We start from the raw sequence: 12,555 nt of genomic DNA on the forward strand, positions 1-12,555 counted from the left end.
GCGAAACTTTATTACAAATTATAAAAAGATCTAGGGTCATAGATTCATGAATATATTAGAAAAGATCGCTAACGAACTTGACACTTTCAGTAAATCTGAGCGAAAAGTCGCTGAAGTGATCCTCGCTTCACCAAGTACAGTTATACATGCAAGTATAGCTGCCCTCGCTAAACAGGCTAATATTAGTGAGCCGACAGTTAATCGATTTTGCCGTCGATTAGATACTAAAGGTTACCCAGATTTTAAACTTCACTTAGCGCAAAGTTTGGCTAACGGTACACCTTATGTTAACCGTCACGTCGATGAAAATGACAGCGCTGATGAATACACAGCGAAAATCTTTGAATCGACCATGGCCAATCTTGAAATGGCTCGTAAAAGTTTAGATTCATCAATGATCAACCGTGCGGTAGATCTGTTAACTCAAGCTAACAAAATATCGTTTTTCGGTTTAGGCGCGAGTGCTGTTGTTGCCCATGATGCACAAAATAAGTTCTTCCGCTTCAATGTGCCTGTTGTTTATTTTGATGATGTTTTAATGCAACGTATGAGTGCGATTAACTCAACGCAAGGCGATGTTGTGGTTGTGATTTCTCACACAGGTAGAACGAAGTCACTTGTTGAAGTTGCTAGCCTTGCTAAAGAGAATGATGCAACCGTCATTGGGATCACAACGGAAGGTACGCCACTAGCAAAAGAATGTTCTATTGTTTTATCAATGGATGTTGCTGAAGACACGGATCTTTACATGCCAATGTCGTCTCGTATTGCGCAATTAACACTAGTTGATATTTTAGCGACTGGTTTTACCCTTCGTCGCGGTACCAAGTTTAGAGATAACCTTAAGAAAGTGAAAGACAGCTTACGTAGTTCACGATTCGATAGAAAAGAATAATTTTCACAAGAGCTTAACGAACCATCGCTAAGCTCTTTTTTTAACAGATAACCCAATCAAAGAGTAAATCATGCTTAGAAGAACTAAAATTGTTGCTACTTTAGGCCCAGCAACAGACGATAGAGAAACACTCAAAAAAGTATTAGCCGCAGGTGTAAACGTTGTTCGTCTTAACTTTTCACACGGTTCACCAGAAGATCATATCCAACGTGCAGAAATGGTGCGTGAAATCTCAAAAGAACTTGGAATTTATGTTGGTATTTTGGGCGATCTACAAGGCCCAAAGATCCGAGTTTCAACCTTTAAAGACAATAAGATTCAATTGGCGATTGGCGACAAATTTGAATTAGATGCCCTACTTCCTAAAGGTGAAGGTACACAAGAAAAAGTCGGTATTGATTACAAAGCACTTCCACAAGATGTAAATGCTGGCGACATTCTTCTATTGGATGATGGCCGTGTACAATTAAAAGTATTATCAACGACAGACACGTCTGTAATGACAGAAGTAACTGTTGGTGGTCCGTTATCGAATAATAAGGGTATTAACCGTAAAGGTGGTGGTTTATCAGCAGCAGCATTAACAGATAAAGATAAGGCAGACATTAAACTAGCGGCAAAAATAAAAACAGACTTCTTAGCGGTTTCTTTCCCAAGGGATGCTGCAGATATGCGTGAAGCACGTTTATTAGCGCAAGAAGCCGGCTGTGACACACGATTAGTTGCTAAAGTAGAACGCGCTGAAGCAGTAGCTGACGACGAGACACTTGACGGTATCATTTTAGCATCAGACGTTGTGATGGTAGCACGTGGTGATTTAGGTGTAGAAATTGGTGATGCAGAGCTTGTTGGCACTCAAAAACGAATGATTGCTCGCGCTCGTCAATTGAACCGTGTCGTGATCACAGCAACGCAAATGATGGAGTCAATGATCAGTAGCCCAATGCCAACACGTGCTGAAGTAATGGATGTTGCGAATGCAGTTTTAGACGGTACAGACGCGGTGATGCTTAGCGCAGAAACGGCCGCAGGCGACTATCCTGTGGAAACTGTAGAAGCGATGGCAAATGTATGTGTAGGCGCAGAGAAGCAGCGTTCAGTGAATACGTCAAAACATCGTCTTGATTTAACCTTTTCTGAAGTATCAGAAACGATTGCCTTATCTGCGATGTACGCGGCTAACCATTTAGACGGTGTGACGGCAATCATTGCGTTAACTGAATCAGGTCAAACAAGTAAGATTATGTCTCGCATTACTTCTGGTTTACCGATCTATTCATTATCACGTCATGCGAAGACACTAACAAAGACAGCAATTTATCGCGGCGTCTATCCAGTTGAATTTGATTCAACTCACTGTTCGAATGACAGCCTATCAAATGAAGTATTGAAAGCGCTTGTTGATAACAAGCACCTAGCACTTGGCGATAAAGTCATTTTTACTCATGGTGACATGATGGAAACAGTTGGTGCAACCAATACACTCAAAATATTGAAAGTGACCAAAGGTCACAAATAAAAACCAGTCATATATCCCTGATAAAAAGCACGGTATCTACCGTGCTTTTTTTTATGCCTGCAATAAGGTAAATCTCACTCAAAACTTTGTGTTATTCATTAAACGAAAACCTATACCGAACTAAATTCGAATAATCGAAATCGTCAACTTTTCATAGATCTCCACGCTATAAACAACTGCAAAATAAAATTCGGCACCCAAATATATGCAGAACTTTAGCCCTAAGACAAAACACAGTAACCCCCCTAATAACCCCCAATTTCACTGATCTCTAGACAATTAACACCTTAGTACATTAGCTCTCATCTTATTACCTTTTTAAAAGCCTTTTATTAAAAGTAAGGACTTACTAGGAGTTATCAGGGTTATCAATCTAAACAACGACGGGGTTATCAGAGTTATTACCTAGCGATTAGATAGGGTTACTGGAGTTATCAACAATTGACAAACAAGAGTTACCAGGGTTACCATAAAGTTAATCTAAGGAGATACAAATGAACTACCCTTTTTGCTTTTTACCAACCATTAATACCGACACTATGGTAGTGACCGTACCTGACATTCCTGGGTGTCAAATTAACGCTTCAAATTTTGAAGAAGGATTCGAGAAGATTAAAACAGCGATAGGTGAACATCTCTCAATTTTGGCTGAGTATGGCGAAGCAATACCTCATGCAACAAACGTTGTTGATCTGCAAAATCAATTTGCACAAAAGAATGTTTTACTTTGGGGAATGCACCAAGTGGACATAACGCCGTATCTTGGCAAAAGCCAGAAAATAAATGTTACGTTGCCAGAGTTACTTATTAGAAAAATAGATGATCGGGTTTCAGTTTCAACTGATTACCCTTCTCGCTCTGGTTTTATTGCCCAAGCTTGTATCAAAGAGTTGAACCAATAGTTAGGCCTGAGCATGTCATTCAAGGTTCAACCAAGTTAGAATATGAATGAAGTTAAAGATTGGAAAAGTTATGACTAAAAAAAATTTATTGTTGCTAAGTAGCTCACGCGTTGAAGACACACCATATTTAGATCATGCAAAAGAGATGATTGCTGAACACTTAGGACAGATCAAAGAAGTTATCTTTATTCCCTATGCTGGCGTAACGATAACCTATGATGAATACAAGCAGATGGTGCAATCAGCACTAGAGGACAGCGGGATTACCATAAAAAGTATTCACGAATATGATAACCCTGTTGATGCTATACAAAATGCGCAAGCGATAGCTATCGGCGGCGGAAATACATTTAGATTATTGCACCAGTTATATGAGAACGGTCTAGTTCAGGCTATCCAAGATAAAGTTGCTCATGGAACCCCATACATTGGCTGGAGCGCAGGCTCTAATGTCGCAGGTGCAACGATTCGAACGACAAATGACATGCCGATCATTGAGCCGCCTAGCTTTAACGCATTAAACCTTGTTAACTTTCAGATTAACCCTCATTACACAGACTACACACCACCAGGTCACAATGGTGAAACGCGAGAACAACGACTACAAGAGTTTATGGTGTTAAATCCTACCACTCACATTGTTGGCATTGTTGAAGGTACTGCGATCAAAATGTCAGGCAATCAGATCAAACTGATTGGCGGGAAAGATGGTTTCTTGTTTTTAAATGGAGAGAAAACCAAAATTGCTGACGGTTACGACTTAACCGCCATCAACTAGCACTTATGCGTCAATTAGCTGCGTAATAGACAATTGTTGCGCAGCATCTTCTACCGTTGCACAGTGTTCGACAACCCCTAAACACGGCGAATCAAACAACTGCCTTAATTCATTAAGATTTTCTGTTAAATACGGCATAGTATCGATACAGTTTGCAACCCAACCAATACATTCAAGTCCATCAGCCTTAATTGTTTCGTAGGTCAGTTGCGCGTGATTAAGACAACCCAATTTCATATTTACGATCAATATGACTTTTTGGTCAGTCTGCTGAACAAATTCTGACATAAAACGACCTTCCCCCAACGGTAAACGCCACCCACCAGCTCCTTCAGTAACAATGTAGTCAGCCTTTTCACTTTTGAGCGTTTTGAATAACTGTGTAATTTGCTCTGGAGAGATCTTTTTACCTTGAGTGGACGCTGCAATATGTGGCGCGATAGGCTCTTCAAAGGCGATCGGATTTACCTGTTGAATAGTTTGATTGGCGTTGGCATATTCGCATAATAATCTTGCGTCTTCATTGATCAATACACCATTTATATTTTCACAACCCGCAGAAACAGGCTTAAATGCTAATGTTTTTCCATGTTTTTGAAGCAAATGGACTAATGCACAACCCACAAAGGTTTTACCTGCATCAGTATCTGTTGCAGTAATAAAATATTTTTTCATCGTTATTTAATAATTTAACTTAACTAACATTGCAGAACACAATGCATATGTTGCTGGATAGATCCCTGAGGGCTCGCGAAAATCTTCATACGCTAGGGTCATCTTGCGCCACTTGTCTTTTCCTGCGAGGCCTTTGTTACTTTTATTGGGTACATGATTGGCACCTAAGCCTTTCAATTCATGGGCTAAATGACGCACATTCTCATATTCAAGCGCGATATCTTGCTGTTTAACTTCAAGTAGATCAAAATCAACTGATTCAATGTCATGAATTAAACTTTCCTTTGTTTTGAAGTCAATAACATGTTTCTCATCATCCACTTGAGCCCATGCTGATTTTAACTCAAACAAGGTTCCATCAACGAGTGTTGATACAATAAACAATCCGCCAGGCTTCAAAACACGCTTTATTTCGTTGAGTAAATCGATGAGTGGATTACACCATTGGATAACTAAGTTTGAATACACAACGTCTAAGCTATTATCTAAAAACGGCAGTGACATTGCGTTAGCGTTAACCAAATGAATATCTTGATTACGATTTTCACTCGTATAGGCGAGCATATCTTTAGATAAATCTAAACCGATGACTGTCTCAAATCGTGTCGCTAAGATATCAGAGAAAAATCCTGTTCCACACCCTAAATCTAACACGGTTAAGTCATGTCGATTTGGTAACCAGGGCAATAAATGTTTGCCAGAAAAGCGCTGAAGACGTGCCGAAACATCGTAAGAAGCTGAAGCTGACCCGAAATTTTGTGCGATTTTTTGTTGTTGATGCTTTAAAACCACTACACCAAAGCCTTGTTAATTTCTTTTGCTAACCTAATGATATCCTTAACATTATGGTTCTCACATATAGTAACGCGTAACCTTGAAGTTCCCTTAGGTACCGTTGGAGGTCGTATCGCCGTTAGCCAAAATCCTGCCTCTGCCAATTGCTTACTAACCGTTAATGTTTTTTCTTCGTCACCAATAACAATTGCATGGATCGAACCATCTGTTGGTAGCAACGAAATACTTGAGTCTAGTTCATTTTTAAAAACTTGACTCAAATCTTTGATTTTTTCTCTTCGCCAAGGTTCATTTTTTATTAACTCAATGCTTTGAATGGTTGCCCAAGCGGTAGCCGGAGAAATCGCTGTGCTGTATATGTATTCACGCGAAAAATTAATGAGATACTCAAATAATGAATCGTCACAAGCGACGAAAGCGCCCTGTGTTGCGATGGCTTTACCAAAGGTTCCCATGGTAATATCGGTATCAATAAAGCTAGCCGCCCCTTGACCTTGCTCTCCCAACACACCGATTCCGTGTGCATCATCAATAAATACTTTTGCGTGTGCCTGTTGGGCAGCATTGGCGATTTCTTTTAATGGCGAGATATCTCCATCCATTGAGAAAATGCTTTCTGTGACAACTAATTTGTCATTCGACGAGGCCTGCAATAACGTGCGTAAATGCGCTACGTTATTGTGTTTAAATCGATTAACTTTAATATCATCTTTTTTGCTGGATAAACGCGCACCATCAATTAATGAAGCATGGCTTAATTTATCTAAGAATAAACTCACACCATTATTTTTAATTGTCTGAAGCGAACCTAGATTGGCTGAAAAACCAGAACTAAATAACAGACATCGCTCTTTATTTAGCCATTGGCAGATTGTTTCTTCTAGTTTTTGGTGAGCATAACCATAACCGGTGACTAAGGAAGAACTCGAACTACTCGCGCCAAAGCGCTTTGCTCCTTCTTCTAAGGCACGGTTTATTTGGGGGTGATTATTTAATCCCAGGTAATCATTACTTGAAAAATTAAGAAATCGCCTACCACCAACCTCAATCTGCTGGTCTTCAATTGTTCTGATTAAATTGCGACGCCTAAGAAGATTATCTTGACGTCGCTGTGCTAATGCATCTTTTACGAAACTAAAAGTCAAAGTTAGTCCGATTATTCTGCATTATAAAATAAGTCAGTATTTTGATTATCGACTATCTTCGCATGTATTTGAGCAGACTCTTGCTCTTCAGACTCGATACCATCAACCGTTTCAGTATTAATACCTAATTTGTTAAATAATGCGATATCTTTGTTTGCTTCTGGGTTACCCGTTGTTAGCAATTTACAACCGTAAAAAATTGAGTTTGCGCCCGCCAAAAAGCACATTGATTGCATTTGCTCATTCATTGCTTCGCGACCAGCAGATAAACGGACATGGCTTTTAGGCATCATAATACGTGCCACGGCAATGTTCTTGATAAATTCAAAATGATCTAAATCTTCAACATCTGCTAACGGTGTACCTTCAATCTTCACGAGCATGTTCATAGGCACACTATCAGGGTGTTTTGGCAGGTTGGCTAATTGAACAAGTAATGAAGTACGATCTTTAGCTTTTTCGCCTAAACCTAAAATACCGCCACTACATACCTTCATGCCTGAATTTCTGACGTTTTCAAGTGTGTCTAAACGATCCTGGAACGTACGTGTCGTAATAATTGAGTTGTAATGCTCTGGTGACGTATCTAAATTGTGATTGTAATAATCTAGCCCTGCTTTGCTCAACTCATCAGCCTGATCTTTTGATAACATCCCCAACGTCATACAGGTTTCAAGGCCCATTGCCTTCACGCCTTTTACCATCTCTTTTACGTATGGCATATCGCGCTCTTTAGGATTACGCCATGCTGCGCCCATACAAAAACGAGTTGATCCTTGATCCTTTGCAATTTTGGCGGCTTCAAGTACCTTCTCTACTTCAAGCAAACGTTCTTTTTCAATATCTGTTTTATAACGAGCACTTTGAGAACAGTACTTACAATCTTCTGGGCAAGCACCTGTTTTTATCGATAACAAAGTACTTACTTGAACTTCGTTAGGGTTAAAGTTTTGACGATGCACCATTTGGGCATAAAACATAAGATCATTGAACGGTAAATCAAACAACGCATTCACTTCGTCGTTTGTCCAATTATTGCGGATCGCACCAACTTCAAAGTTTAATGGTGATGCTATTGCTTGAGTATTTAACTGCGACATTCTTCTCAATTGTAATCATTTTAGTTTGGGGTTAGTCTACCGACCAAATATCTATTGTCAACGCAGACCAGAACCACAGGTTTACAAATGAGTATTAATTATACAGATCTTTTGGAATTCGATAAAAATCACATCTGGCATCCCTACACTTCAATGACAAAGCCCTTGCCTTCGTACTTTGTTAAAAGTGCTCATGGTGTTGAGTTAACACTTAGTGGCGATCAAAGTGTAATTGATGGTATGTCGTCATGGTGGGCTGTAATTCACGGGTATAATAATGAGATTCTAAACAATGCCTTGATTGCTCAGAGTCAAAGTATGAGCCACGTGATGTTTGGTGGTATTACGCACCAAAGTGCCATCGAACTGTCGCAAAAACTTGTTGCCCTTACGCCTAATAACTTAACAAAGGTATTTATTAGTGATTCTGGCTCTGTGTCAGTAGAAGTCGCATTAAAGATGGCAATACAATACTGGCATTCGAAAGGACTACCTGAAAAATCAAAATTGCTTACTGTTAAAAATGGCTATCATGGTGATACATTTGCAGCCATGTCGGTTTGTGATCCCGTCAATGGCATGCATACCATTTTTGAGAAAGTACTTGCCAAAAACTACTTTGCGCCTGCGCCATTAACGCGCTTCGGTGATGAATGGAATGAGCGTGATACCGCGTTGTTAAATGAGTTCTTCGCCAATCATCATAGCGAGCTCGCTGCTTTTATCATAGAGCCAATCGTGCAAGGTGCCGGCGGCATGAGGATTTATCATCCTCAATACTTAAAAGAAGCCAAGGCACTATGTGAGAAATACAACGTATTATTTATTGCTGATGAAATAGCAACAGGTTTCGGTCGCACGGGTAAACTTTTCGCTTGTGAATGGGCAGATATTAAACCTGATATTTTATGTTTGGGTAAGGCGTTAACGGGCGGGTACATGTCCCTTGCTGCAACACTAACTACAGAGGATGTTGCTCACGTTATCTCACAAGGTGACGCAGGTTGTTTTATGCATGGTCCAACGTTTATGGCAAATCCTTTAGCTTGTGCCGTCGCGAATGCTTCGCTATCGATTTTACAAACAGGAAAATGGCAACAGCAAGTCAACCGCATAGAACAACAGCTAATTAAACAGTTGCTACCGCTATCCAATCATCATCGAGTAGCAGATACTCGTGTCCTCGGTGCAATAGGCGTAGTTGAAGCTAAGCAAGCAGTCAATGTTGCTAACATTCAAAAACGATTTGTTGATATGGGCGTTTGGATTCGACCTTTTGGCAAACTAATTTATATTATGCCGCCTTATATCATGTCTGAAAGCGACCTTAGTCAATTGATCGAGGCAATTTCAACCGTACTTAATGAAGATAACTGCTTCGTTTAGTTTATCTCACATTTAAAAAGAGATAAGTCACCCAAGCAACGATAATAACCAGCAGAAGTTTTACGTAAAAGCTTCTGTTGTCAGTTGCTCGCCTCGCACGGAAGCGATTAACAATAATAGAGATATAACTGATCAGCGCTGCGCACCACAATGTTATATAAAGGTAGTTAGTCAGTGGTTTAATCCAAAACTTCCTCACTTCAAGATCATGATAACGCACTAGGCCAAAATCAGTTTCTGGCGCGGCATAATGAGAAACGATAAGCGCAACAATAAAAAGAGACCATGCAATTATTGTCAGAGCCCGCGCAATTTTTACCCAAAAATCGACTTCTTTTCTGCGTTCTTCACCTTGCCAGGCCATAAACTTCCTTTATTTGTTTTATTTTTTATTATTATCCAACAAATTTAACAACTTTTACTTGTTAAACGCAATCGCCGAGGTAACATATCCCTCTTATTTTAAGAAGTAAATTAATTTCAATAGTAAAGAGGTCATCAATGTCAGTTATTTCAATTACTGATGTCTTAGCAGGTAAGTTTCCTGTAGGCGAATCTATCAGCGTTCACGGCTGGATTAGAACTCGTCGTGATTCAAAAGCTGGAATATCATTTCTAGCTATCCACGACGGCTCATGTTTTGACGCAATTCAAGCAATCGTGCCTAATGACCTAAATAATTACGAATCAGAAGTACAGAAACTAACAACTGGCTGCTCTGTAAAAGTAACAGGTACATTAGTTGAATCACCTGGCCAAGGCCAAGCATTTGAAATTCAAGCGACTGCGGTAGAAGTACTTGGTTTTGTTGAAGACCCAGATACCTACCCTATGGCAGCCAAACGTCATAGCTTAGAGTTTTTACGTGAACAAGGTCACCTTCGTGCTCGCACAAATATTGGTGGTGCAGTAACTCGTGTCCGTAATACACTTGCGCAAGCATTACATCGTTTTTTCCACGAGAAAGGTTATTACTGGATCAGCACACCATTAATTACAGGTAGTGATTGTGAAGGTGCTGGTGAGATGTTCCGTGTAAGTACGCTAGATCTTGAAAACCTGCCACGCGACGACAAAGGCGCAATCGATTTTACTGAAGACTTTTTCGGTAAAGAAACCTTTCTAACAGTATCTGGTCAGTTAAACGTTGAAACTTATGCATGTGCCCTTTCTAAGGTTTACACATTTGGCCCAACGTTCCGAGCAGAGAACTCAAACACGTCTCGCCACCTAGCTGAATTTTGGATGGTTGAGCCTGAAATCGCATTTGCACATTTATCGGATGCTGCTGACTTAGCTGAAGAAATGCTTAAATACGTTTTAAAAGCTGTTTTAGAAGAGCGTCCAGACGATATGGCTTTCTTCCAACAACGTGTTGACAAAACAGTGTTAGATCGTTTGAACAACGTTATCAATTCTGATTTCGTTCGCATGGATTACACAGACGCGATTGAGATTTTACAAAACTGTGGCAAGAAGTTTGAAAACCCTGTGTCTTGGGGCGTTGATTTAAACTCTGAACACGAACGTTATTTAGCTGAAGAGCATGTTGGTGGCCCAGTAGTATTACAAAATTACCCGAAAGATATTAAATCGTTTTATATGCGTTTAAATGACGATGGCAAAACTGTTGCAGCGATGGATATTCTTGCGCCGGGTATTGGTGAAATCATTGGTGGTAGTGAGCGTGAAGAGCGTTTAGATGTGCTTGATAAGCGTTTAGCAGAAATGAACTTAGATCCAGTTGACTACGGTTGGTACCGTGACTTGCGTCGCTACGGCACAGTACCACACTCTGGCTTTGGTTTAGGTTTTGAGCGTCTTGTAGCATACGCAACGGGTATTGGTAACATTCGTGATACTATCCCGTTCCCACGCGCACCGAAAACAGCTGCATTCTAATCTAAGAGATTACACAAAAAACCCGCTAATTAGCGGGTTTTTTTATGAAGTTTTTATATGTTTAGAAGAATGTCACATGATCATCAAATGGTTTTTCAGGCTTGGTTGGTAGCTGTTTTGTTGGTGTACCAATATATAAAAAACCAGCAATGTCTTCTTCAATCGATATATTAAGTCCACGCTTAACATCTTCATTAAATGCCAAATCCCCTGTTCTCCACATAGCGCCAAACCCTAGAGCATATGCAGCCATTTGCATCGCATGAGCCGCGCAACCAGCAGAAATTAATTGCTCTTTATATGGCACTTTCTCATGTTGTTGGTATTTAGTTGAGATAACAATGATCATGGGCGCCCTAAATGGCATTTTTGACGTTTTTTGAAGTTTTGCTTCATCTGTAACGCCTTGTGCTTTAACCGCGTCAACAAAAACATTCGCTAATGTAGCAAGAGCTTCGCCTTGAACCACAGTAAAATGCCAAGGGATAAGGCCAGCATGATCAGGAACGCGCATTCCTGCTTTAATAATATTAGTGAAGTCATCACCTACAGGCGCAGGTGCAGCTAATGCAGGGTTTGACTGACGATTAAGTAACAGCTCAATACTTTCCATGATAATTCAAATTTTTGGTCATTATTTAAAAGCTAGTTTACTTAAAAATAATGACCAAAGAAAATACTCAGGCTAAAAAACTAGGATAAATTATCGCTTTCTTTTTTAATCAGGCGAGCATTGATGAAATGGTCAATACTTGTAAAACGTCCCGCACCAATAAAAAACAACGCTAGCAGCATAATAAAATACGTTACTGAGAACTCGATACCATTGTTTAGCACAACAATGTTACCCGTTTCGTACAACCAATCAGTGTTGCCATTTTCTTCCAGTAAGTTTTTCATTATTGATAATCGACGAGAAGCTTCTTCTGAGTTTTCTAAACTTGCTTTCGCCGCATCGATACCAACCCAATCTAGTACTTTTGCAGGGCTTGTATCTGGGTTTGTCGGTGTTACTGCAAACCAGCCGTGTTGCAAATGAACCGTTGTAGCAGCGACAAACATAGTAAACATCAATGGAATTGAAATTAAACGAGTAAAAAGGCCGACAATTAACAACCAACCACCCAGGAATTCAGTCCATGCAGCTAAGTTAGCAAGTAAGGTTGGAAATGGTAAACCAAGACCCCAATCAGGGTTACCAAACCAAGCAACGATATTCGGGTCAGCCGCTAAGCTAGCAATGCCAGTGACGTCTGGATTGCCTAATTGTAATTTACTGTAGCCAGCGATGATAAAAACCGGCGCTAAGTACAATCGAATTAATAATGCAGGAATTCCGTCAAAACACGGAAGCTTGTCGATAAAATTTTTATATAAAGAAATCATCATAATAATCAGTTAACAGTTGGTGGTTGGCTATTAAGAAAGATAAAAAACACATTTTCTTTCAAATTATCT

At 39.9% G+C, this 12,555-nt stretch carries 13 protein-coding genes; 6 read left to right on the forward strand and 7 right to left on the reverse strand.

Annotated features, from left to right (window positions below):
* The first annotated feature begins 46 nt into the window (after positions 1–46).
* The 4 genes from QQK05_RS13450 (at position 47) to pepE (ending at position 4,094) form a co-directional block, all read left to right on the forward strand.
* On the forward strand, positions 47–895 hold the full coding sequence (locus QQK05_RS13450) for a MurR/RpiR family transcriptional regulator (protein WP_284299467.1): 849 nt from the start codon (positions 47–49) through the stop codon (positions 893–895).
* 70 nt (positions 896–965) lie between these two features.
* Positions 966–2,414 (forward strand): pyruvate kinase, encoded by a 1,449-nt coding sequence (pyk, locus tag QQK05_RS13455; RefSeq protein ID WP_284299469.1) that lies wholly within the window; start codon positions 966–968, stop codon positions 2,412–2,414.
* Positions 2,415–2,908: 494 nt separating this feature from the next.
* Positions 2,909–3,316 carry a type II toxin-antitoxin system HicB family antitoxin gene (locus QQK05_RS13460; protein WP_284299471.1) on the forward strand — a complete coding sequence of 136 codons (408 nt, stop codon included), beginning with the start codon at positions 2,909–2,911 and terminating at the stop codon, positions 3,314–3,316.
* 70 nt (positions 3,317–3,386) lie between these two features.
* Entirely contained in the window at positions 3,387–4,094 is a 708-nt protein-coding gene (gene pepE, locus QQK05_RS13465; protein ID WP_284299473.1) for a dipeptidase PepE, read from the forward strand.
* A gap of 3 nt (positions 4,095–4,097) precedes the next feature.
* Here the strand turns inward: pepE and bioD are convergent, their stop codons facing one another.
* From bioD to bioB, 4 genes are read right to left on the reverse strand one after another with little or no spacing between them, the layout of a single operon-like run.
* Entirely contained in the window at positions 4,098–4,769 is a 672-nt protein-coding gene (gene bioD, locus QQK05_RS13470; protein WP_284299475.1) for a dethiobiotin synthase, read from the reverse strand.
* A 6-nt stretch (positions 4,770–4,775) separates the two neighbouring features.
* Positions 4,776–5,561, reverse strand: a complete 786-nt coding sequence (bioC, locus tag QQK05_RS13475) for a malonyl-ACP O-methyltransferase BioC (protein ID WP_284299476.1) — start codon at positions 5,559–5,561, stop codon at positions 4,776–4,778.
* Positions 5,561–6,709: an aminotransferase class I/II-fold pyridoxal phosphate-dependent enzyme gene (locus QQK05_RS13480; RefSeq protein ID WP_284299478.1), complete on the reverse strand. Its 1,149-nt coding sequence runs from the start codon at positions 6,707–6,709 to the stop codon at positions 5,561–5,563. The genes bioC and QQK05_RS13480 overlap by 1 nt, the downstream gene beginning before the upstream one ends.
* A gap of 11 nt (positions 6,710–6,720) precedes the next feature.
* On the reverse strand, positions 6,721–7,809 hold the full coding sequence (bioB, locus tag QQK05_RS13485) for a biotin synthase BioB (protein ID WP_284299480.1): 1,089 nt from the start codon (positions 7,807–7,809) through the stop codon (positions 6,721–6,723).
* 87 nt (positions 7,810–7,896) lie between these two features.
* Between bioB and bioA the strand changes: the two genes are divergently transcribed.
* Positions 7,897–9,195, forward strand: coding sequence for an adenosylmethionine--8-amino-7-oxononanoate transaminase (gene bioA / locus QQK05_RS13490; RefSeq protein WP_284299482.1), 1,299 nt, complete (start codon positions 7,897–7,899; stop codon positions 9,193–9,195).
* A gap of 1 nt (position 9,196) precedes the next feature.
* On the opposite strand, the gene QQK05_RS13495 is transcribed toward bioA, so the two are convergent.
* Positions 9,197–9,559, reverse strand: a complete 363-nt coding sequence (locus QQK05_RS13495; protein WP_284299484.1) for a hypothetical protein — start codon at positions 9,557–9,559, stop codon at positions 9,197–9,199.
* Positions 9,560–9,696: 137 nt separating this feature from the next.
* Between QQK05_RS13495 and asnS the strand changes: the two genes are divergently transcribed.
* Positions 9,697–11,097 (forward strand): asparagine--tRNA ligase, encoded by a 1,401-nt coding sequence (asnS, locus tag QQK05_RS13500; RefSeq protein WP_284299486.1) that lies wholly within the window; start codon positions 9,697–9,699, stop codon positions 11,095–11,097.
* Between the two features lie 61 nt (positions 11,098–11,158).
* Here the strand turns inward: asnS and QQK05_RS13505 are convergent, their stop codons facing one another.
* Positions 11,159–11,710, reverse strand: coding sequence for an NAD(P)H nitroreductase (locus QQK05_RS13505; protein ID WP_284299489.1), 552 nt, complete (start codon positions 11,708–11,710; stop codon positions 11,159–11,161).
* 80 nt (positions 11,711–11,790) lie between these two features.
* Positions 11,791–12,486, reverse strand: coding sequence for an HvfX family Cu-binding RiPP maturation protein (locus QQK05_RS13510; protein ID WP_284299491.1), 696 nt, complete (start codon positions 12,484–12,486; stop codon positions 11,791–11,793).
* Positions 12,487–12,555: the final 69 nt, after the last annotated feature.

Origin of the sequence: Thalassotalea loyana, assembly GCF_030161435.1 — a bacterium.
Lineage (GTDB): Bacteria > Pseudomonadota > Gammaproteobacteria > Enterobacterales > Alteromonadaceae > Thalassotalea_G > Thalassotalea_G loyana.